General features: G+C 28.3%; 22 protein-coding genes. 21 read left to right on the top strand and 1 reads right to left on the bottom strand.

What is annotated here, in order from left to right; all coding sequences use genetic code 11:
• Window positions 1-5: 5 nt before the first annotated feature.
• From HMPREF9709_RS03710 to HMPREF9709_RS09550, 3 genes are all read left to right on the top strand, one after another.
• Window positions 6-1,271, top strand: a complete 1,266-nt coding sequence (locus HMPREF9709_RS03710; RefSeq protein ID WP_005398055.1) for an FtsW/RodA/SpoVE family cell cycle protein — start codon at window positions 6-8, stop codon at window positions 1,269-1,271.
• Window positions 1,261-2,670: a peptidoglycan D,D-transpeptidase FtsI family protein gene (locus HMPREF9709_RS03715; protein ID WP_005398057.1), complete on the top strand. Its 1,410-nt coding sequence runs from the start codon at window positions 1,261-1,263 to the stop codon at window positions 2,668-2,670. The genes HMPREF9709_RS03710 and HMPREF9709_RS03715 overlap by 11 nt, the downstream gene beginning before the upstream one ends.
• A 97-nt stretch (window positions 2,671-2,767) precedes the next feature.
• Window positions 2,768-4,075, top strand: coding sequence for an N-acetylmuramoyl-L-alanine amidase family protein (locus tag HMPREF9709_RS09550; RefSeq protein WP_005398058.1), 1,308 nt, complete (start codon window positions 2,768-2,770; stop codon window positions 4,073-4,075).
• An 81-nt stretch (window positions 4,076-4,156) separates the two neighbouring features.
• Here HMPREF9709_RS09550 and HMPREF9709_RS03725 read toward each other — a convergent pair whose 3' ends face one another.
• Window positions 4,157-4,960, bottom strand: a complete 804-nt coding sequence (locus tag HMPREF9709_RS03725) for an NAD(+)/NADH kinase (RefSeq protein ID WP_005398065.1) — start codon at window positions 4,958-4,960, stop codon at window positions 4,157-4,159.
• Between the two features lie 300 nt (window positions 4,961-5,260).
• Between HMPREF9709_RS03725 and HMPREF9709_RS03730 the strand changes: the two genes are divergently transcribed.
• The 18 genes from HMPREF9709_RS03730 (at window position 5,261) to HMPREF9709_RS03815 (ending at window position 24,082) form a co-directional block, all read left to right on the top strand.
• Window positions 5,261-5,833 carry a YtxH domain-containing protein gene (locus tag HMPREF9709_RS03730; protein ID WP_005398066.1) on the top strand — a complete coding sequence of 191 codons (573 nt, stop codon included), beginning with the start codon at window positions 5,261-5,263 and terminating at the stop codon, window positions 5,831-5,833.
• 11 nt (window positions 5,834-5,844) lie between these two features.
• A complete protein-coding gene (locus tag HMPREF9709_RS03735) occupies window positions 5,845-6,309 on the top strand; it encodes a DUF948 domain-containing protein (protein WP_005398067.1) in 465 nt (154 codons plus the stop codon).
• Between the two features lie 256 nt (window positions 6,310-6,565).
• A complete protein-coding gene (gene rpsB, locus HMPREF9709_RS03740; RefSeq protein ID WP_005398068.1) occupies window positions 6,566-7,423 on the top strand; it encodes a 30S ribosomal protein S2 in 858 nt (285 codons plus the stop codon).
• Window positions 7,424-7,504: 81 nt separating this feature from the next.
• Window positions 7,505-8,575: a translation elongation factor Ts gene (tsf, locus tag HMPREF9709_RS03745; protein ID WP_005398069.1), complete on the top strand. Its 1,071-nt coding sequence runs from the start codon at window positions 7,505-7,507 to the stop codon at window positions 8,573-8,575.
• Between the two features lie 64 nt (window positions 8,576-8,639).
• Window positions 8,640-9,359 (top strand): UMP kinase, encoded by a 720-nt coding sequence (gene pyrH / locus HMPREF9709_RS03750; protein ID WP_005398070.1) that lies wholly within the window; start codon window positions 8,640-8,642, stop codon window positions 9,357-9,359.
• Window positions 9,349-9,906 (top strand): ribosome recycling factor, encoded by a 558-nt coding sequence (frr, locus tag HMPREF9709_RS03755; RefSeq protein ID WP_005398071.1) that lies wholly within the window; start codon window positions 9,349-9,351, stop codon window positions 9,904-9,906. The genes pyrH and frr overlap by 11 nt, the downstream gene beginning before the upstream one ends.
• A 21-nt stretch (window positions 9,907-9,927) precedes the next feature.
• Entirely contained in the window at window positions 9,928-10,668 is a 741-nt protein-coding gene (locus HMPREF9709_RS03760; RefSeq protein ID WP_005398073.1) for an undecaprenyl pyrophosphate synthase, read from the top strand.
• A complete protein-coding gene (locus HMPREF9709_RS03765; RefSeq protein WP_005398075.1) occupies window positions 10,661-11,443 on the top strand; it encodes a phosphatidate cytidylyltransferase in 783 nt (260 codons plus the stop codon). Before HMPREF9709_RS03760 ends, HMPREF9709_RS03765 begins: the two co-directional genes overlap by 8 nt.
• Entirely contained in the window at window positions 11,440-12,447 is a 1,008-nt protein-coding gene (gene rseP / locus HMPREF9709_RS03770) for an RIP metalloprotease RseP (RefSeq protein WP_005398077.1), read from the top strand. Before HMPREF9709_RS03765 ends, rseP begins: the two co-directional genes overlap by 4 nt.
• Before the next feature lie 11 nt (window positions 12,448-12,458).
• The gene (locus HMPREF9709_RS03775; RefSeq protein WP_005398079.1) at window positions 12,459-16,658 is read left to right on the top strand and encodes a PolC-type DNA polymerase III; all 4,200 of its coding nucleotides are present in this window, start codon (window positions 12,459-12,461) and stop codon (window positions 16,656-16,658) included.
• Window positions 16,659-16,841: 183 nt separating this feature from the next.
• Window positions 16,842-17,300 (top strand): ribosome maturation factor RimP, encoded by a 459-nt coding sequence (locus tag HMPREF9709_RS03780; protein WP_005398081.1) that lies wholly within the window; start codon window positions 16,842-16,844, stop codon window positions 17,298-17,300.
• 9 nt (window positions 17,301-17,309) lie between these two features.
• Window positions 17,310-18,593, top strand: coding sequence for a transcription termination factor NusA (gene nusA / locus HMPREF9709_RS03785; protein WP_005398083.1), 1,284 nt, complete (start codon window positions 17,310-17,312; stop codon window positions 18,591-18,593).
• Window positions 18,580-18,834, top strand: coding sequence for an RNase P modulator RnpM (gene rnpM, locus HMPREF9709_RS03790; RefSeq protein WP_005398085.1), 255 nt, complete (start codon window positions 18,580-18,582; stop codon window positions 18,832-18,834). Before nusA ends, rnpM begins: the two co-directional genes overlap by 14 nt.
• An 11-nt stretch (window positions 18,835-18,845) precedes the next feature.
• Window positions 18,846-20,963, top strand: a complete 2,118-nt coding sequence (gene infB / locus HMPREF9709_RS03795; RefSeq protein ID WP_005398087.1) for a translation initiation factor IF-2 — start codon at window positions 18,846-18,848, stop codon at window positions 20,961-20,963.
• Between the two features lie 7 nt (window positions 20,964-20,970).
• Window positions 20,971-21,348: a 30S ribosome-binding factor RbfA gene (rbfA, locus tag HMPREF9709_RS03800; protein ID WP_005398088.1), complete on the top strand. Its 378-nt coding sequence runs from the start codon at window positions 20,971-20,973 to the stop codon at window positions 21,346-21,348.
• Window positions 21,332-22,300: a DHH family phosphoesterase gene (locus HMPREF9709_RS03805; RefSeq protein WP_005398089.1), complete on the top strand. Its 969-nt coding sequence runs from the start codon at window positions 21,332-21,334 to the stop codon at window positions 22,298-22,300. The genes rbfA and HMPREF9709_RS03805 overlap by 17 nt, the downstream gene beginning before the upstream one ends.
• Complete coding sequence (truB, locus tag HMPREF9709_RS03810) at window positions 22,275-23,168, top strand: tRNA pseudouridine(55) synthase TruB (protein WP_005398090.1); 894 nt, start codon at window positions 22,275-22,277, stop codon at window positions 23,166-23,168. The genes HMPREF9709_RS03805 and truB overlap by 26 nt, the downstream gene beginning before the upstream one ends.
• A complete protein-coding gene (locus HMPREF9709_RS03815) occupies window positions 23,156-24,082 on the top strand; it encodes a bifunctional riboflavin kinase/FAD synthetase (protein ID WP_005398091.1) in 927 nt (308 codons plus the stop codon). Before truB ends, HMPREF9709_RS03815 begins: the two co-directional genes overlap by 13 nt.
• Window positions 24,083-24,112: the final 30 nt, after the last annotated feature.

The following is a 24,112-nucleotide window of genomic DNA, read 5'->3' on the forward strand; positions in this document are numbered from 1 at the left end:
CAATTATGGATATAAAGACACTTAATGCAATTAATTTGCAAAAGAAAAAATCATATCATAATTTATTAATTTTTTCTCTACTGGTTTTTCAAATTGTTGGCATATTTCTTGCTATATTAAAAAATGATGAGATTACTTATAATGCATTATATGGTTCATTTGCATTTATAATTTTTTCTCTACTGGTATCTATCTATATCCCTAAGCTTACAAAGGGGGATAGTACTTTTATATTTTTAGTAAATTTTCTATATAGTATATCTTTAGTTATACTGTTAAGATTGGATAGTTCAACTGCATTTAAGCATATATTGTGGTATTTTTTAGGAATTTTCGTGTTTTTTATTGTCTATAATATTATGAAATATTTCGGAAAATACTTAAAAGACAAGTTTTGGCTATATTTTGCAATCACTCTATTAACATTTTTAGCTACTTTAGTTTTAGGGTTTACTAGTGGTGGTGCAAAAAACTGGATAAGTATAGGTGGATTTTTTACAATACAATTGTCCGAGTTTGCTAAAATTTCTTATGTGTTTATGATTGCAAGTTTTTACAATAATTATGATGATTTTGTTAAGCGTAAATTTGGAAAATATTATTTAGTATTTTCAACATATCTTTTTTCAGGATTATTCTTTTTACAAGGAGAATTAGGTACTGCAGTGTTATTATTTGCAATAATGCTAGGTACTATGTTTATATTTGAAAGAAGATATACTTTTATTATATTAAATATTTTAATTGGATTAGTTGGTGTCTATCTTGCTTCTTTTGTGCTTTCACATATTAAAGTTAGGATAGATATTTGGCTAAATCCATGGAGTGACGCAAATGGACGAGGGTATCAAATTATCCAAGGTTTATTTTCAATTGCGAATGGTGGATTTTTTGGTACAGGTATAGGTTTGGGTAGACCAGAATTGGTTCCAGTTGTAGAGTCAGATTTTATAATAACTGCAATCATGGAAGAAATGGGAATATTTATGGGATTCTCAATTCTTATGATGTATATTTTAATGTTTTATAAATCAATTAAAGTATCTCTTCAATTAAAATCTAAATTTTATAGTTCATTAGCTTTAAGTATTGGTTTATTATTTGCTATGCAGACATTGATAATCTTTGGTGGAGTATTAAAATTAATACCTTTAACTGGAATTACCACACCATTTTTAAGCTATGGTGGTTCATCTATGATAGCTAATTTTGCTCTATTATCTGTATTGCAATACTTAACAGCAAGATCAGGAGATTGGGATGGAAATTAATAAATCAAAAAATAAAAAATTAGTATTTCTTCTAGCATCTATTGTTGCTTTGTTTCTAATTCAAGCTTTGTATTTAGTTTTTTTTCAATTAACTAAAGCTGATGAATTAAATAATCATAAATTAAATGCTAGAAATCAAGTCGATGAGACTTTGATAGCTAGAGGTACAATATTTGATAGAAATGGTAAAGAACTTGCATATTCTAAATTAGTAGATGGTGCTTATCAAAGAGAAAATCTATATAATTACTTATATTCTACAATTATAGGATATAACTCTATACAATATGGAAAATCAGGACTTGAATTAACATATAATGCTGATTTATTAAATTTAAAACACAATGCGGATATCTTTACGCGATTAGATAATTTATTCGATAATAGCGAAAAAGGAAATGATTTATATTTGACAATAGATGATAAATTACAATCATATACCTATGATTTACTTGGAGATAAAAAGGGAGCTGTTATAGTTGCAAATCCTAAAACTGGAGCAATTTTAAGTATGGTTTCAAAACCTTCTCTAAGTATTAAAGGATTAGAAGATAATTGGGATGAAATTGTAAATTCAGAAGATGGTTTAATGTTAAATAGAGCTACACAAGGTTTATATGAGCCTGGCTCAATATTTAAGGCATTTACATCAATTGCCTTTCTAAGAAGTGGAATGGACTTAAATTATAATGATACGGGAGAGGCAACTATTGCCGATTATACTGTACACAATTTTGATAATCAGAAATATGGTGAAATGGATTTAGAGAAAGCTTTACAAGTATCATCAAATACTTATTTCTTTGAAAAATCACAAGATGTGACAAATGAAATGTTCTCAGATACATTAAAGGATTTTGGTATTGGAGTTGATGACAGTTTCCCAATAAACAGAAATAAGTCAATATTCCCATATAAGAAGGGTTTATCAAATCTAGAAAAAGGAAATACTGCGTTTGGGCAAGGTGAAATGTATGTTACTCCTATTGATATGTTACAAATTGCAATGGGTATTGCAAATGATGGTGTAGTTTATAAACCATATATAGTAAATAAGATTAATAGATCAAATGGGGAAGAAGTTACTAATCCTAAAATTTTATCTGATAAGATTGAAAAAAAATATGCTGAAACAGTCAGAAAATACTTGCTTTCAACTGCAAAATATAATGGCTATACATTAAATTCTGGTCAGACAATGGCAGGGAAAACTGGTACTGCAGAGACTACAAATAATCTAAATAATGCATGGTATTTAGGTATGTCACCGGCTGATGATCCAAAATACGTAGTTATTGTAGTTGTTGAAAGAACTGAACAACTAGCCGGACGTGTGGCAGCACCAATTGCTATAAAAACACTTGATTATATCTATCAAAACAATATTGACAGTAATTAACATAGAATTTAATTAGATTTTACCTAAACTTTACATTGGTAAATTTTACTATGATATAATTTTTGTAGAACTAAATATATTTTTACAGGAGAATATAATGTCTAAAAAAATTTTTAAGAAGATTTTATCTTTAGTAGTAGCAATTTCAATCATTTTACCATTTTCACAGGTAAATGCTTTTACGGATAAGTCACTTCCTGCAGATTTTGAACTTTCAATTAGTAATGGTAAATATAGAGCGAGAAGGACATCATTTCCATATGATTATTCTAAACTTATTGACCCAAATACTATGAAGGAAATAACTGCAGACAATAACTATAGTATAATTAATGATAGGTCATATTTTTTCCTTGTATTAGAGGGAATGGGCTTTTCTTATGTTGACTTTGTGACAACACAAAAAAAGGACAATGGTCATTATTATACATTAGATGATGTGGATCAAAATTTATTAACTCTAAAAAAATTAAGTAATAGGACTTTCTACAATAATATATTAAATAATTACTATAATTATCTTGTAAGTAATGAAAAGAAATTATTGGGAACAAAAGATTCAAATAATAGAACTATTACTCAAGAAATAATTAAAAATAATATTTCCAATTATAAAAGAATAGTTGATAAATTAAAAAATATACCACTACCTGATAATAGTAAAATTTTTTATAAAGCAGCTAGTGCTGAATTATTGGATTTTCATTATCAAATAAGATTTTATAATTTTGATTACAATAGATACACAGATTATAAACAGGCTAAAGAAATGACTAAATTTTTAGCTAATGCGATCGCTCATTCTCACAAAGATTTGAGTGTTGAAAAAATAATAGAACACGGCGATACTATATATGAACCAGTTGTGCCACAAGATTTTACTAAAATTGGTGAAGCGAGATTTGAAGAAGCTTGGTATAATCAAATGTATGATAAAAAACTTGATGGTTATAGATTTATGAAGAAAAATGGTAAAGAAGCATATGGTTGGAGTTGGACTCCCTTGTATGATTTAAGTGGTAAACCATTAGGTAAGAGTAATTGGAAATTCTTTAATTCAAAAGGTTTCAATATGAATCAAACATACAATGAAAATGGAAAAACTTGGTTATCACAAGAAGGACCAAATACTCAATATTATAGAGGTTGGTGGACAAATCCTAGCAATGGATCAAAATATTATTTCAGATTAGGATCTGGTACTATGGTAAGAGGTCACCAATACATTGATGGATATTGGAGATATTTTAGAGGATCAGGTACACTAGCTATAGGTTGGCAATTTATCAATGGAAGTTGGTATTATTTTAGAAAAGGGACAGGTACAAGAGTCTCAGGTAGACAATATATTGACGGAAGATGGTATAGATTTACATCTGAAGGAAAATTAATAGACAGAAAATAAAAAATATGGAGCTGTCGCAAAAATTTCTTTTGCAATAGCTCCATTTACTATTTTATATGTTTTATCATATATTGAGACAAATTACATAATAAATTTTTCTGTAATATTTTTCCAGAACCAATTTTTATCAAATATTATTTTCTTAATTCTTTTATCTGATAATTTAATTTCTATATTATTTATGTGTTCTATCTCTTTATGAAGTCCATCCACACCAAAAGCGAAATATGATTCTTCAGGCTTTGAGGTTATAAGTTTTATAATAGTATCCTTTGGAACAATTAGGCTCTTATCAAGTGATCTATGTAAAGTAGATCTAATTGGTGCGAGTGGAGTTATTTGAAATGCATCTATATTTTGAAATAATATAGCTCCTCCTGCAGAAAGATTATATGCTGTTGAACCTGAAGGAGTAGAGAATATAATCCCATCGCCAGCAAATTTTTGAAGAAGAACATCATCTACAAATAAATCAAAATGAATGGCTTCAGTGTATTTAGTTTTTAATACCAACTCATTAATTGACTTAAAAATATGTTTATCATTATCTGTATTTACAATACAATCTATTACCCTTAAGTCAATTTCTATAAAATCCTTATTTCTTATCTTTTCTATAGCATCTAAAACATCAGTATGTTTAACATCATTATAAAATCCAAGATGTCCTGTATTTATACCGATAAATGGTATTTCTGAAAAATTGGAATCATGTATCGCTTTTATAAAGGTCCCATCTCCACCAATTACAATGTTAAAATCTGCTGTTTCATCGTATTCTTCATTAATGACAAAGTCATGCTTTTTTAATTCGTTTATGACTATTTTTTTTATATCTTCTGTTAAATTGTATCTATTAGAAAATATATTTACTTTTTGAGACATTACGACCTCCGTGTTTTCTTATAATAAAATTACCATATTTAAAAAAACTTTTCAAAAATAGTGTTAAATATTTAAACTTTGGGTATAGTTATGTTATAATAAGTATATCCACAGAGATTTTATAATTAACCTACACTTATTATAAGGGCATCCGGAGTTCATGTGTAGATGTAACGCCTTAAATGGACTATTGATATACGTGACAGGTAGCCCACCTTCACATACTGAAGGTGTAATTATGGTTTCTGTGGATTTATTATAATAAAAAGTAAATTGTAATAAAAAATATAGGGGGAATATATGTCAATAAAAGACTATTTTGTAGCAAAACAAAGAGAACTTGATAGAAAAAGAAAAATGGATACAGCTGGTAAAGTTGGATTAGGATTAGCTATTGGATCATTAATTGGATCTGCTGCTGGTTTACTACTTGCTCCAAAATCAGGTGAAGAAACAAGAGAAGATATTAGATTAGCTGCTGAAAATGCTGGAGACTCAATTAAAAACAAATCCAAAGAAATTAGTAATGAAGTTTCTAAGACATATAAAGACACTGTAAATAAATTAAGTAAATTTAGTGATGAAAAATTGACTGACTTAAAAAATATTGCAGATGATGTTGAAGATAAAGCTGTTGAAACAAAAAATAAAGCTGAAGACAAAGCTAAAGAATTAAAAGACAAAGCAGAAGATACAGCTGAAAATGTTAAAGATAAAGCTAAAGAAACTAAAGACAAAGCTGAAGACAAAGTTAAAGAAACTAAAGACAAGGTAGAAGATAAAGCAAAAGAAACTAAAAAAGACGCAGCTGAAGGTGTTGAAAAAACAGCAGAAAAAGTTGCAGATAAAGCTAGAGAAGTTAAAAACAAATAAGGGGGCATTAAATGCTTGCAAATAATGCAATAAATATCTCATTCACATTTTCCGATTTTTTAATGGCTCTACTTGCTATTGCTGGTGTTGTTGCATTAGTGTTTTTAGCTAAGCTATTAATATCAATATCTAAAATAACTGATTCAGTTGGTAAAGTCTTAGAAGATAATAAATCTAGTCTTGATGAAGCTATTAGAGATTTACCTAAAATTACAACAAATATTACTGGTGTATTAGATAATACTAATAGACTAGTTGCTGATGTGAAACCAAGTGTAGTTTCTATGCTTACAGATGTAAATAATGTTACAAGTAAAATTTCAAATGTAACTACAAATGTATCTGATACAGTTGAAGTTGTAGGTTTAGCTGCAGCTGATACTGCAAGTAGATTTACAAACACTGTAACAAATGCCACAGATTATTTAGCTTTAATTAAAGGTATATTATCTTATATCGGAAAAAGAAGAAAATAAATAAGCAAATTTAAAGATGGAATGAAAGTTTCATCTTTTTATTTTGTATTTATTATACTATTTAAGCTATATAATAAAGTATACAAAATACATTTAAATAGCGATTTAGACAATTATTCCACTTGTAAATATTGACTTTATATGTTATAATTCATTAGTCAAATAAACACATTATCTGTTTATATTTGTGTGCCAAACTGGTCGGATATTTATAGGATAATGGAAGAGGCAGAAAAAAACACAAAGGAGAAATGATATGTCAGTTATATCAATGAAAGCCTTACTTGAGGCAGGTGTACATTTTGGACACCAAACAAGAAGATGGAACCCTAAAATGGGTAAATTTATTTTTACAGAAAGAAATGGTATCTACATTATTGACTTACAAAAAACAGTTAAAAAAGTAGATGAAGCTTATGATGTAGTAAGAGAAGTTGCTGCTGAAAGTGGAAATATCTTATTTGTTGGTACAAAGAAACAAGCACAAGATGCTGTAGAATTTGAAGCAAAAAGATGTGACCAATATTATGTATCACACAGATGGTTAGGTGGTATGTTAACAAACCACAAAACAATCAAAAAATCAATTCAAAGATTAGAAGACATCAAAACAATGTCAGAAGATGGTACATTTGATTTATTACCTAAAAAGGAAGTTATTAATTTAGAAAGAGAATTAGAAAAATTAGAAAAATTCTTAGGTGGTATCAAAGATATTCCAGCTTTACCAGATCTATTATTTGTAATTGATCCTAAAAACGAAAATATTGCAGTAAAAGAAGCAAGAAAATTAGGTATTCCAATAGTTGGTATTGTTGATACTAACTGTGATCCTGATGATGTTGATTACCCAATTCCTGGTAATGACGATGCTATTAGAGCGGTTAAATTAATTACTGCTGCTATGGCTGATGCAGTTATCGAAGGAAGACAAGGTGAATCAAATGATGTTGATGCAGCAAGCTTTGCTGAAGAAACAGAACAAAATGAATCAGAAGAAACAATTGAAGAAGATACTACAGAAGAAACATCTGAAGAAGTTGACTTAGAAGAAGTTAACGCTGAAGATTTACAAGATTCATTTGATGAAGATTCATCAGTTGATGCAGAATAATATAATAAACAAAATTAATAGGAAGTAGTATATCTACTTCCTATATCACTATAATAACATAAAAATATTTAGGAGGATAAGATGGAAATAACTGCAAAAATGGTTAAAGAATTAAGAGATCTAACTGGTGCAGGTATGATGGATTGTAAACAAGCTTTACAAGAAACAGAAGGTGATATTGATAAAGCTGTACAATTATTAAGAGAAAAAGGTGCTGCAAAAGCTGTTAAAAAAGCAAGCAAGGTTGCTGCTGAAGGTGTAGTAAAGATGAAAATTTCTGAAGATGGTAAAAAAGCTTCATTAGTTGAAATCAATACACAAACAGATTTTGTTGCTAAAAATGATAAATTCGTTGAATTATCCGAAAAAATTATTGATCATATTTTTGATAACAATATTAAAACAGTTGAAGAATTAAACAATTCTACAATTGAAGGTAAACAATTTACAGAATTCCTAAATGAACAAATTGCAAACATAGGTGAAAATATAGTTGTAAGAAGAATTGAAACATATGAAGCAGGAGATAATGAACTTATTTCTGGATATGTTCACTTCACAAATACAAATGGTGTTATCCTTAAAACTAAAGCAGATAGCGAAGAAACATTAGATGCTGCTAAAGATTTATTACAAAATATCACAATGCATATTTCAGCAATGGGACCAAATGTTGTTTCATACAAAGATTTTGATGAAGACTTTATAGCAAAAGAATTAGATCAAATTCAATTAAAAATAACAGAAGATAATGAAAATAAAGCTATGATTGGTAAACCAACTCGTGAATTACCAAAATATGGTTCAAGATCACAAATTTCTGATGAAGTAATTGAAGAAACAAAAAACAAAATTAGAGAAGAATTATTAGCAGAAGGAAAACCTGAAAAAATCCTAGATAAGATTATCCCAGGTAAGATTGCAAAATTCCTAGAAGAAAATACTGAAATTGATAGACAATATGCATTATACAGTCAATCATTCATTTTAGATGATAGTAAAACTGTAGAAGAAATTTTAAATGACAAATCTGAAGAATTAAATGGTTCTATTGATGTAGTAGAATATGCAAGATTCAAAGTAGGCGAAGGTATTGAAAAAGAAGAAGAAAACTTTGCTGAAGAAGTTGCAAGTCAAATGAGGGGTGAATAATTTTCACAAAGCTTATTAAAAGAGAACATTTAATGTTCTCTTTTGTGTTATAAGGGGAAAATCTATGTATGCAAATAAAAGAGTGCTAATAAAATTAAGTGGTGAGTTTTTAGCCGGTAAAAAAGGCTTTGGAATGGATGATGATGCAATAAATTCAATTGCTAAAGTATTAAAAGATGTACATGAATATGGTGTAGAAATTGGTATCGTTGTAGGTGGTGGTAACTTCTGGAGAGGAAGAAATGACAATGATATGGATAGAACAGTATCAGACAATATTGGTATGTTAGGTACTGTGATGAATGCTCTAAGAGTACAAGCAGCATTAGAATCATTAGGTTTAGAAACAAGAGTTCAAACAGCAATTCAAATGAATGAAGTAGCTGAACCATTTATTGTAAGAAGAGCAATCAGACATTTAGAAAAGGGTAGAGTTGTAATTTTTGCAGCTGGTACAGGTCATCCATATTTTTCAACAGATACTACTGCAGCATTGAGAGCTCTTGAAATCAAAGCTGATTGTATTTTACTTGGCAAAACAGGTACAGATGCGATTTATGATAAAGATCCAAACAAACATGATGATGCAAAGAAATTTGAAAATTTAACTTATCAAGAAATTTTATCTAAAAATTTAGGAATTATGGATGCGTCTGCGACATCACTATGTCAAGATAACAATATGCCACTTGTAGTTTTTGGTATAGATGATCCATCAAATTTATTAAAGGTTGTAAAAGGCGAAAAAATAGGAACATATGTTGGAGGAAATAATGGTAGATAAATTAATTAAAAATGGTAAAGTCCATTTAGAAGAACATGTAAACAAATATAGAGAGAGCTTAAATACTATAAGAGCTGGTAGAGCAAACCCAGCTTTAGTTGAAAATATTGGATTTAATTACTATGGTACAGAAACACCAATCAAAAATGCTGCAACAATTACTGTTCCAGAAGCAAGATTATTAGTTATCCAACCATGGGATGCATCACAATTAAAAGAAATTGAAAAAGCTATTTTAGCATCAAATATTGGTATTACTCCATCTAACGATGGTAAAGTATTGAGATTACCATTCCCTGAATTAAATGAAAGCACAAGAAAAAATCTTGTAAAAGATGTAAAGAATAAAGGTGAACAATCAAAAATTGGTATCAGAAATTATAGACGTGAAATGATTGATACAGTTAAGAAAGCAGAAAAAGATAAAGAAATATCTGAAGATGAAAGAAAAGCATTAGAAGATGACGTTCAAAAATTAATAGATGAATATATTAAAAAACTTGACGAAGTGACAAAAGCTAAAGAGAAAGAATTACTAACAATATAATAAATTTTAGAGAGAAAGCATATGGATGATAATAAATTAAAACAATTAATAGAAGATTTTTCATTAGAACATATTGCAATAATTATGGATGGAAATGGGCGATGGGCAGAAAGAAAAGGACTGTCTAGGTCGGCTGGGCATGACGCCGGTATGGATAAAGTTATTGAAATAATTGAAACAGCTGATAAATTAAATATTAAATACTTAAGTCTATATGCTTTTTCTACTGAAAATTGGAAAAGACCAAAACTTGAAGTCAGTACATTATTTTCAATATTAAATATTTTTGTAAAAAATGAATTAGATAGATTAAATAGAAAAAATGTAAAAGTTACTACAATGGGTGATACTAGTAAATTACCATTCCAAAGTAGAAAAGCACTTGAATATGCTAAAAATAAGACTAAAGATAATACTGGTTTAGTTTTAAATATTGGTATAAACTATGGTTCAAAAGAAGAAATAAAAAATGCAATTATTGATATGTACAATGATATAGAAAAAGGTGATTTATCTATAGAAAATATAGAAAATGAAACTCTTTCTAAATATCTTTACACTCATGATATACCAGATCCTGATTTACTTATTAGAACTGGTGGAGAATTGAGATTATCCAATTTTATGCTATTTCAATTAGCATATTCTGAGTTTTATTTTACAAAAGTATTATGGCCAGATTTTAATGAAGATGAGTTTAAAAAGGCTATTGAAGATTTTATTAAGAGAGATAGAAGATTTGGCGGATTAAATAATGAATAACTTTATTACTAGAGTATTAACTGGTATTATCATAATAGCAGTTTTTCTAATATTAATTTTTATAAATAGACTATTACTAGTATTTGGGATAATTGCTATATCTACAATAGCAATTTATGAAATGTTAAATGCTTTCAACAAGATGAATTATAAAACGAAAAATTACGCATCTTATATATTTAATATTGCTTTTATAATTTTTGCTGAGTATTTGGATTTTAAATATATGTTTCCAATTTTTACAATATATATAATTTCACTTCTAATATCGATAGTATTAGATGTGAATTTTACATTTAGTGAGCTTACAACTAATGTATTTATAGCTATATATATTACAGTACCATATGCTTATGTGTTGCAATTAAAGGATCCAAAATGGGTGTTATATGCTTTTGCAATCCCTGCTGCAACTGATACATTTGCATATATTTTTGGTATGTTGTTTGGTAAACATAAATTAATTGAAAGGCTTTCTCCTAAAAAAACGATTGAAGGTGCAATTGGGGGTATATTAGGGGGCATATTCTTTACATTTGCCTTCATGAAATTATATAATTTAGAATATAATATAATTATATATATTGCCGCAATTATATTTTCTATAGTTTCACAAATAGGGGATTTATTTGCTTCATTAATTAAAAGAAAAGCAAATATAAAAGATTATGGAAATATATTGGCTGGACATGGAGGAATAATGGATAGGTTTGATTCATTATTACTTGTTGCTCCACTAGTATATATTTTAGTAAATTATTTGAGGTTAGTATGAAAGAATTTTTAAATATAGGACTTGGTATTGTGATGTTTCTTTTCTTAATCACAATTCATGAGGGAGGACATTTCTTAGGTGCAAAATTATCAGGTATTAAAGTAAATGAATTTGCAGTAGGAATGGGCCCAAAGATTTGGGGGAAACAAGGTGGAGAAACACTATATTCATTTCGTGCATTGCCAATAGGTGGATATGTTATGATGGAAGGTGAGGAAACTGATTCTGAAGATTCCAGAAGTTATAATAATTCTAAACCATGGAAAAGATTTTTAACTATTCTAGCTGGACCAGCGACAAATTTAATATTTGCCGTGTTGATATTTTTAATTATAAATTTATCTACAGGAGTTGTTTCAAATAAAATTGAAAGTTTTTCAGAAAATTCTCCTGCACAACAAGCTGGTATGCAAATAGGCGATGAAATCAAATCTGTAAATGGTAGTAAAATTCGTATTTTTCCTGAAATAGGTGACAATTTAAACAAATCTAAAGACAAAAACAAAGTTGAAGTTGTTGTAAAAAGAGCTCAAAAAGAGTTAAAATTTGATATTGTTCCACAAGAAATGGAAGGAAGAAAAGTAATTGGTATCACTCCACTTGTAGAAAAAGGTTTTTTACCTAGTCTAGGAAACGCTTTTAATTTAACTATATTTATTATGGTACAAATTTGGACAAGTTTGATTGGTTTATTCTCCGGTGTACTTGGACTTGAACAATTGGGTGGTCCTGTCGCAGTTATAGGACAAGTATCTACTGTAGCAAGTATGGGATTTGATAAGTTTCTATTTTTTGCAGCGATGATTTCTGTAAACTTAGGATTCTTTAATTTAATACCTATACCAGCGCTAGATGGATCTAAATTGTTATTTATCACTATAGAAATGATAACTGGCAAACCAATAAATAGAAAATTTGAACAAATTATTTCTATCATTGGCTTCTTATTCTTAATTGGTTTAATGATAATAGTGACGATAAAAGATGTAATTAAATTATTTTAAAGGATATTTTAATGGAATTTAATAATATTATTGATGAATTTAATAATAAAAACAAAACGAAACTGATGCTTGATGAAGTTTCGTTTTTTAAAATTGAAAACGAATTAGAGATAATATTTCTTTCAAAAAACATAATTGATAAGGAAGATGTCTATTTCTTTTTTAAAGAAAAATTACAGGATTTTGGTATTAATATATCTATTGATGTTATAACATTGGAAGATGTATTTAAATATCTAAATACAGTATTTCCAAATTTAATTTATGAAATAATTGAGGATAAGGTAAATATCAAAGTTGTAAATAAAAAAGAAAAAGATTTCTATTTATCAAAAGATATTTTTCAAAGGTTTAGAAATAAAATAGATCAATTTGATATGGATATTGATTTTATACTAAATGATGGTTTCGATGAAGAAGAAATATTAAATCTAGAAAAACAAAAAAAAGAACAGGTTTTACAAGAAATTAAAATGGCTCAATCTGCTCAAGAAAAAATTGAACAAAAAAGAGCACAGCAATCCGAAAAAGATGATAGTTCTTTATTTAGATACGGTTTTTATAAGGCTGCTCCAGCTGAGTTTACAGAAATTGAAGATTTAATAGATGATGTAAATAAAGTCAAAATTAAGGGAATAGTATACGAGCTAGAATATGTCAAAGTAAAAAGTGGACAATTTGTAAAGTTTGATGTTGATAATGGTAGATTTGCAGTCTCTTGTAAACTATATGTAAGAGATGATAAAATTGAAGATTTTAATTCTAGATTTAAAAATGGGATGAATGTTATCATTTCCGGTATTTATAAATATGATGAATGGGAAAAAGAATCTGTCTTAAATGTTTCTAGTATTGAAGAAACTTTTATTACAAAAAAATTAGATTTAAGAGATGACAAAAGAATTGAGTTTAACATTCATACTAAATATTCAAACTTAGAATCCGTCGTAGATGTTAGTGATTTATTTACAAGATTAAAAGATTGGGGACATACTTCAGTAGGTGTTTCCGATTTATTTAATGTACAAGCGTATCCAGAAATATATAAAGCTACTAAATCAAGCGGTATAAAATTAAATTTAGGTATACAAACTAATTTTATTGAAAGTGATGTTTCTATAATGAAAAACTATTATAATTTACCTATTAAAGGCAAAGATTATGTAGTATTTGATATTGAAACAACAGGATTATCAAACTTTAGAGATAAAATTATAGAATTTGGTGCTGTAAAAGTTAGAGATAATGAAATTGTTGATGTTTTTGAAGAATTTGTAAATCCAGAAGAACCATTAAGTACATTTACAACTGAATTAACTGGGATTACTGATGATATGGTAGTAAATGCAGATACTATTGATAAAGTAATGCCTAGATTCCTAGAGTTTAGCAAAGATTGTATATTAGTTGCTCATAATGCTGAATTTGACGTTGGTTTTGTTATTGAAAAATCTAATATGTTAAATTTAGAAATTAAGCCTATATATATCGATACCGTATATCTTTCAAGAGTATTAAATCCTGACTTTACAAATCACAAATTAAATACTTTGACTAAACATTATAATGTTAACTTATTAAATCACCACAGAGCTTCAGATGATGCGAGAGCTACAGGACATGTATTTATTAAGATGTTAAAACAGCTTAGTGAAAAAGGTATAGAAATTGATGAAAACATTAATAAGATAACAGATGAATTTATTCCAAATCAACACAAAGAGTATCAGGGAACTATTTTTGTTCAAAACAAGATTGGATTAAAAAATCTATACACAATAGTTTCTAAATCAAATCTAGACTATTACAATAGAGAGCCAGGAATACCTATGAATGTACTTGAATCTCTTCACGAGGGTTTATTGATTGGTACTGGTAATTACAAGAGTAAATTGTTTAATCTAATCGCCCTAGAATATGATGATGAAGTATTACTAAATGAAGCAAAATCTTTTGATTATATAAGCCTTATTCCTTTAGATTTTCATAAGCATTTAATTAATCGTGGATACATAAGGGATGAAGAACATCTTAAAAATATTAATTTAAAATTAATTGAAATTGCTGATAAATTGGATAAATTAGCTTTAGCTATGGGAGATGTTTATTATATCGATAAAAAAGATTATCCATTTAGAAATATATTAAAGAATTATCCTAGAAAAAGATCTCAGGAAAATTCTGGAGCATTTTATCTAAAAACTACACAGGAAATGCTTGATGAATTTAGCTATTTAGATTTAGATTTGCAAAAACAGGTAGTTATAGAAAATACTCATAAATTGGATGAAATGATTGAAAATATTTCTCCTATTGCAGATGGTACATTCCCACCAAGAATAAAAAACGCAGAACAAATATTAAAAGATGATTCATATGCAGTTGCAAGATCAATATATGGTGATGAATTACCAGAAATTGTATCTTCAAGATTAGAAAAGGAGCTTAATTCTATTATTTCAAATGGTTATGCTGCTTTATATATGATTGCAAAAATGTTAGTTAAAAAGTCTAATGATGATGGATATCTTGTAGGGTCAAGAGGTAGTGTTGGGTCAAGTTTTGCTGCAACAATGGCAGAAATTACTGAAGTAAATCCACTTCCACCTCATTATGTTTGTACAGAATGTAAACATAGTGAATTTGTATCTGATCCAAGATATACATGTGGGGTAGATTTACCAGATAAGAAATGTCCAAAATGTAATATTGATATGAGAAAAGATGGTTTTGATATACCTTTTGAAGTTTTCTTAGGATTTAATGGAGATAAAGAACCAGATATTGACCTTAACTTTGCTTCAGTTTATCAATCTAGAATTCACAAATATACAGAGACATTATTTGGTAAAGATAAAGTGTTTAGAGCTGGTACTTTAGGTACTATAGCTGAAAAAACTGCATATGGTATGGCTAGAAAATATAAGACATTTTATCCTGAAGATGAAATGATAAAAACTGATAAAGCAAATATTAATCGTGTAAAAAGATATATAACGGGAGTTAAAAGAACTACTGGACAACATGCTGGTGGATTAATTATTGTGCCTGAAGATAAAGACATTGAAGATTTCACACCCGTGCAATATCCAGCAGATAGAAAAGATAGTGGAATTATAACTACACACTTTGATTATCATGCTATCGATACAAACTTATTAAAATTGGACCTTTTAGGTCACAATGCTCCTACAATTATAAGATTGTTATCAGATATGAGTGGTATAAATGCTGTTGAAGTAGATTTAGCAGATAAAGATACCATGAGTATATTTAATTCAACTGAAAAATTAAATATAGCTCATGACTATAGCAATATAACAGATGGTTCTTTAGGTATACCAGAATTTGGTACAAAATTTGTAAGAGGTATGCTAGCTGATACAAAACCTACTACATTCGAAGAATTGATACGTATTTCAGGTTTATCTCATGGTACGGATGTTTGGTTGGGTAATGCTCAAGAACTTATTAGAAGTGGCACCTGTGAGCTTAGAAGTGCAATCTGTACAAGGGATGATATCATGAATTATCTAATCGAAAAAGGTGTGGACTCTAAATTATCATTTGACATAATGGAAGCTGTTAGAAAGGGTAGAGGAGTTAAAGAAGAACAAATTGTAGAAATGAAAAAATGTAATGTACCAGATTGGTATATTGATTCATGTCAGAAAATACAATATATGTTCCCTAAAGCACACGCTGTAGCATATGTAATGATGAGTTATAGAATTGCATATTTCAAAGTTCATCATCCTGCGTATTTTTACGCTGTATATTTCACAAATGCAATAAGTGATTTTAAATATATTCACATTTCTAAAGGACTAAATTATTTAACAACATTTATCAATTCATTAAAAAGCTCTGAAGGTTTTGAAATAGATAATGAATTTTATTGTTATGAGTTAGCGGAAGAAATGTTTGCGAGAGATTTGAAATTTGAGGCGGTAGATTTGTATAAATCACATCCAACCAACTTTACTGTTATAGATGAAAAAACAATTTTACCTCCATTAATGGCGGTAGAAAATGTTTCAGAAGCTATGGCACTTAGAATAGACGAAGCACGTCAAGATTATAAGTTTATTTCTAAAGAAGATTTTATGAAGAAAACAAAAATCAATAAGACAGCACTAGAATCACTTGAGCTTAGCGGTATATTAGATGGTCTACAAGATACAAATCAAATTGATTTCTTTTCCATGTAATAAGCTCTTTATAATAAGCGATTTACTTGACCGTACTTTGATAAATTGATATAATAAGACAAGATGATAGAATGTTACTAAAGAGTGGGATACACCCACTCTTTATTTATTGATATGAACTCTTGACATGATTTCGTATGCTAAATCGAAAATAATACAACTACAAAACAAAAAGGAGCTTTTATGGTAAATGATTTAATCAATAAATTGAAAAATGAGTTTGAACATGATATTAATGAGTTAGGATATGAATTAGTCGATATTGAATTTAAGACTGAAAGTGGAGAAAACTTTTTAAGATTTTTTATATACAATGAAGAAGGTATAACAATTGAAGATTGTGAAAAAGTTTCAAGATTTTTAGATGTAAAATTAGATGAGCTTGATCCAATCAATAAACAGTACTATTTAGAAGTATCATCTCCAGATTTAAATAGACCATTAAAAACGGATGATGATCTGCGTAGAAACTTAGGGACAATAGTTGAAGTTGGACTATATAAAAAAATAAATGGAAGTAAAAATTATCAAGGTGAGTTAATATCATACGATGATGATAGCATTACTTTAGAGATTGATGAAGAAGAAGTAAAACTGGAAAGAAAAGATATCAGTATTATAAAAGTTGCGATTATATTTTAGAGGGGAAAGATGAGTAAAGAATTTATAAAAGCTTTAAGTGAAATTGAAAAAGAGAAAGGTATAAAAAAAGAAAGCATATTATCAGCTTTAGAAAAAGCTCTACTAAAGAGTTATGAAGAAAATTACAAAGCTTCAAATGTAGAAATTGAAATAAATCCCGATACAGGAGATACAAAAGTTTATTCTATTAAACAAGTAGTGGAAACAGAAGACGAAATTGAAGATCCTGATGTACAAATTATTTTAGAAGAAGCTTTAACTCATTCAAAAAGAGCAAAAGTTGGTGGAGAAGTTAAAGTAAAAGTAACACCTAAAAATTTTGCGAGAGTTGCAGCACAAAAAGCAAGAAATATTGTTATTCAACAAATTAGAGATGCTGAAAGAAAAGTTGTATTTGATAATTATATCGATAAAGAAAAAGAAATCATTAATGGTGTAGTTCAAAGAATAGATTATAATAATGTCTATATTGACCTTGGTAGATCAGAAGGTCTAGTACCTGAAAAGGAATTAGTTGATGGTGAAGATCTACAACCAGGTGATAGAGTTAAATTATTTGTTAAGGAAGTTAAAGAAACTACTAAAGGTCCACAAATAATTTTATCAAGAAAAGATCCAGATTTTGTTACAAGACTATTTGAAATAGAAGTACCTGAAATTAGTCAAGGTATTGTTGAAATTATGAGTGTTTCAAGAGAAGCTGGTTATAGAACTAAAATCGCGGTATATGCAGAAGATCCAAATATTGATCCAGTGGGAGCTTGTGTTGGTGTTAAGGGAGCAAGAGTAAATTCAATAGTTGAAGAAATCAATGGTGAAAAAATTGATATCATTACATGGAGTAAAGATATGAAAGTATTTATCTCAAATTCACTATCACCAGCTGAAGTTGAGTCTGTTTATATAAACGAAAAAACACAAGAAGCTGTAGCTTTTGTACCAGATAATCAATTATCACTTGCAATAGGTAAGGAAGGTCAAAATGTTAGACTTGCAGCAAAATTAACTAATTGGAAAATAGATATTAAACCTTTAAGCAATAAAGAAGAAGTTTTAGAAAATCTTGATTTTTCTGAAAATGAAGATGAAATTGAAGAAGAAAATTCAATAGATACTGAATCAACAATAGAATCTGAAAATTCAACTGATGAAATGGATAATATCGAAGATAACGATGAAATTTCAGAAAATGAAGAAAGTATTGAAGAAGATGAAGCATTAGAAGATATTGATGAAACTGATATTGTTGAAGAAAATTTACTAGAAGTAGAAGAAGAAAATGAAGAAATCTAATATAAAACTTAGAAAGTGTATAGTATGTACACTTCAAAAAGATAAAGATGATTTAATAAGAATTGTAAGAGACAAAGAAGGAAAAATAAGTATAGATAATAGTGGAAAACTAAATGGACGAGGTGCTTATATATGCAAAAATAAAGAATGCATACAACAGGCTATAGAAACTAAAGTTTTAAATAGGCACTTAAAGTCAAAAGTAGATGATGATATCTACAAGGAGTTAGAAGCTATGTGAAAGGTGGATATATGTCAAAAATCAGAATATACGAACTAGCAAAAGAAGTTGACTTAAGTAGTAAAGAATTGATGAAAGTACTTGATGAAGAATTCGGTCTAGAATTTACAAGTCACATGGCTGTAATTGACGGGGAAAATTTGGAGTTAATTAGAGAGTATTTTAATGAAATTGAAGAAGAAAAAGCTAAAAAAGCAAAGAAAAATGTTCAATTTGAAGAAGATATAGAAGATGTTGATGATGATATCGATGATGAATATAAAGAATACGAAGAAAAAGTAGTTAAATCCAAAAATAAAAAGAAAAAAAAGAAAAAGAAATCAGAGGCTAATATAAAAACTGCAGAAGAAAAAGTAGAAGAAGAAAAAAACAATGATTCAAATATTGTTTACATTGAAGAAGATATAACTGTAAAAGAATTTGCTGATGCAATTGGTAAGCCAGTATCTACATTAATCACTGAATTGATGAAATCTGGTTTAATGCTAAATATGAATCAAAGTTTAACTTTTGAACAAGCATTTGAACTTGGTGCAGCATTTAATATTGAAGTAGAAATAAAAGAAGATGAAATTAGTGAAGAAGATGATATTTCTAAATTAGATTTTGAAGATAAAGAAGAAGCTCTTGTTTTAAGAGCTCCTGTTGTTACAGTTATGGGTCATGTTGACCATGGTAAAACATCTCTTCTAGATAGTTTAAGAAATTCAAGAGTTACAGAATCAGAAGCTGGTGGTATTACTCAGCATATTGGGGCATCCACAGTATATGTTAATGATAAAAAAATTGTATTTTTAGATACTCCAGGACACGAAGCATTTACTCAAATGAGATTAAGAGGTGCAAATACTACTGATATAGTTATTTTGGTTGTCGCTGCTGATGACGGGGTTATGCCACAAACAATTGAAGCGATAAATCACGCGAAAGTTTCCGGTGTACCTATAATTGTTGCTATTAATAAGATTGATAAATATGAAGCAAATCCAGACAAGGTTAAATCAGAACTTACCGAATACGGTCTAACTCCAGAAGAATGGGGTGGAGATACAATAATGATGCCTGTATCAGCTTTAACAGGTGAAGGCATGGAAGATTTAATGGAAATGATCCTAATGGTTGCTGAAATGGAAGAATTAAAAGCAAATCCTAATAGACCAGCAATTGGGGTAGTTATTGAAGCTAATCTTGATAAAGGTAGAGGACCTGTTGCGAGTGTATTAATTAGTAAAGGTACTTTACACCAAGGTGACTTTGTTGTATCAGGACATTCAAGCGGTAAAGTAAGAGCTATGTTTGATAGTAATCAAAAAAATGTTAAGAAAGCAAAACCTTCAACAGCTGTACAAATTTTAGGTTTATCAGATGTACCAGAAGCTGGTGATAAAATATATGCAGTAGAAGAAAAATTAGGTAAAAAATATGCTGATTCTGCTAAACAAAGAGAAAAAGATGAATATATCAGAAGAACATCTAAAGTTAATTTAGATCAACTATTTGAAGATATTAGCGAAGGTGATGTTAAAGACTTAAATATTATTGTTAAAACAGACGTTAAAGGTACAATAGAAGCAGTTTCTTCATCTTTAGAAAAACTTTCAAATGATGAAGTTAAGGTAAATATTGTGCATGGTGCAACTGGTGGTATCAATGAATCTGATGTTATGTTAGCTTCTGCATCAAATGCTGTAATTATTGGATTTAATGTAAGACCAAATGCTATAGCTAAATCTCAAGCTGAAGAAAACAATATTGAAATAAGAACATATAGAGTTATTTATGAAGCTATTGAAGATATTGAAAAAGCTATAAAAGGTATGCTTGCACCACAATACGAAGAACAAGTTACTGGTATCGCAGAAATTAGAGAAGTATTTAAGGTACCAAATGCAGGAAATGTTGCAGGTATTTATGTAACTAATGGTCAAATACAAAGAAACGGAAAAGCTAGACTTATAAGAAATAATATCGTGGTATTTGAAGGTGAAATATCCTCATTGAGAAGATTTAAGGATGATGTTAGAGAATTAAATCAAGGATATGAAGGTGGTTTAAGTATCAAAAATTATAACGATATTAAAGTTGGAGATACAATTGAAGCTTTCATTGATAAGGAAGTAGAAAGATAGGATAGTTATGGATAAGAAAAGAATTAAGAGAATAGAATCCGAACTAAAAAAAGAAATTTCAGCATTAATTAATACTGAATTAAAAAATCCAAGAATTGCTCCTATAACATCCATTACAGAAGTTGATTTAACAGATGATTTACAATCTGCAAAAATATATGTATCTGTATTTGGAAAAGAATATGAAAAAAAAGAAACCATAGAAGCTTTACAACATTCAATAGGGTTTATTAAACGTGAATTAGGTAAAAGAATGCAATTAAGACATATTCCTGAGTTAAAGATTATTCTTGATGAACATATTGAAGAAGCAATGAGAATGGAAAAATTAATTAGTGATGTTATAAAAAAAGATGAAGAGGCAAGAAATGAACGTGAAGAATAATTTCTTTAAGCTTGTTCAACAATCAAATAATATATTAATAAGTGCACATGTAAATCCAGATGGTGATGCAATAGGATCATCATTTGGATTAGCACTTGTGCTTCAAAGTTTAGGTAAAAATGCAAAAATCATTAGAAATGATCATTATCCAACAAATTTAGAGTTTTTAAAAAGAGAAGATTTATACTTTAACGATGATTTTGATGATATTGATTTATTTATTGCTGTTGATAGTGCCGATATAAAAAGAATTGGGATAAGTAAAACTTATTTTGATAAAGCAAAATCTACAGTATGTATTGATCATCACATCACAAATGAAGGGTATGCGGATATAAATATTATCCTAAGATCAAGCTCTACATGTGAAATGCTTGCAGAAATGCTTATTGATTATGATGTATACATTCCTCAAGATGCTGCAACATATTTTTATCTTGGTATATTGACTGATACTTTTAGATTTAGTTATGTATCTGCGAATTCAACAACATTAAGAGTTGCTGCAAATTTACTGGATATAAATGCGGATAAAAATTTAATTCATGAAAATCTCTATGAAAAATTAAATACAAATCTTTTATTTTTCCAAGCTGAAGTTATAAAAAATGCAACAAGAATCGGAGATAAAATTATCGCAGCTAAAATTACAAGAGAATTAGTGCGTAAATATGGACTTGATTTTGATAAAATTGAAAATATTGTATCAGTGTTAAGATCTATCGATGGCATTGAAGTATCTGCTATAGTACGTGAAGATGGAGATATTGAACAAAAATTAAGTTTCAGATCACAAAATATAGTAGATGTATCCGAAATTGCTAAAGAATTTGGCGGTGGAGGACATACTAGAGCTGCGGGAGCATCATGTAAAGGATCTGTTGATGAAGTATTTGATATATTATTAAACAGATTGGAGAAATTATATGAAGACGGGGATATTAGTCGTTAATAAATCAGAAAGTTTAACTTCACATGATGTTGTGTCTATTTTGAGAAGAAAATTAAATATAAAAAGAATCGGACATACGGGTACTTTAGATCCTATGGCTACAGGAGTATTGCCTATATGTATAGGAAATTCGACAAGAATTAGCAGCTATATAATGGAGCAAGGAAAATCCTATATAGCAGAATTAAAGTTTGGCACATCTACTACAACATATGATTCAACGGGAGATGTAGTAGACAAATCAGATAACACATTATTTTCAGAAAAACAGATAAATGATGCTTTGGCATCTTTCAAAGGAGAAATTGAACAATATCCTCCTAAATATTCTGCGATAAAAGTAGATGGGAAAAAATTATATGAATATGCCAGACAAGGACAAGATGTCGAAATAAAGCCTAGAAAAATAAAAATATATGATATTAAGTTGATTTCAATTAAAGATGAGACTTGTGTGATTGAAATTGATTGTTCTAAAGGTACTTATATAAGATCATTAATTCATGATTTAGGTCTGAAATTAAATAGTTTTGCACATATGACAGATTTAGTAAGAAATAGAGTTGGAAAGTTTTACCTTAAAGATGCACTTGATATCTCTAAAATTGATGAATACAATCTTTCTGAAATTGAATCAAGAATAATAGACATGGAAGATGCACTATATAACTTAAATAAAATTGATATAAAAGATGATGTTTTTATTAGATTAATTAATGGACAAAAATTAAATATTAACTCATTAACTTTTAATGGAAAATATTTAGAAAATGATGATATTATAGTTAGTGTAAATAATAAATTTATCGGTATAGGAAAAGTTAAAAATAATATATTAAAAATGGAGAAAGTATTGTGTCAAGAGTGATAGATTTAGATATAGAAAAATTTAATTTTGATAGATCTGTTATTGGTCTAGGTAATTTTGATGGCTTTCATATTGGTCATAGAGAAGTGATTAAAAAAGTTATTGAAATTTCAAAAAAAGAAAATATTAAATCTTCTGTACTAGTTTTTAAACAACATACAAATGAGGTGTTTCCACATTTTCCAAGGTATTATATTTCTTCTTTACAGGATAAAATTGATACATTAACAAAGTTGGATATTGATTATATTTTTATAATTAATTTTACAATTGAATTTGCTCAATTATCAAACGAAGAATTTATTTTAGATTTTATAAAGGACTCATTAAATGCTGATATTTTAGTTTGTGGACCGGATTATACATTTGGTAAACTTTCAAAGGGTACGGTTAAAGAATTATATCAATATCAGGCAGAAAACAAAATAAAAGTATATATTCAAGATTATGTAAAAGATGGAAATCGTAAAGTATCTTCTACAACAATTAGAAATTTGATACAAAACGGTCAAGTTAATTTAATTAAAGACCTCTTGGGTGACAATTATACAATTACTGGAGAAGTGATCCATGGATATAAGATAGGATCAAGAGAATTAGGTTATCCTACAGCTAATATAAAGTTAAATTTTCGATATATAATGCCAGGTGAAGGTGTTTATCTAACATATGTATACTATAATGATAATAAATATCTTTCATTAACTTCAATTGGCACCAATCCTACTGTTACAGATAATTTAGATATAAAACTTGAAGTATATATTATAGATTTTAATAAAGAAATTTATGGTGAAACATTAAAAATTGAATTTATTGAAAAGATAAGAAATCAAGTAAAATTTGATACTAAAGAAGAACTAATTAAACAAATGGATAGTGATTATCAGTTTGCTATTAATTATTTCAAATAACTTTACTTTTATAATTGACTATGGTAAACT

The organism is Helcococcus kunzii ATCC 51366, from assembly GCF_000245755.1.
Classification (GTDB): domain Bacteria; phylum Bacillota; class Clostridia; order Tissierellales; family Peptoniphilaceae; genus Helcococcus; species Helcococcus kunzii.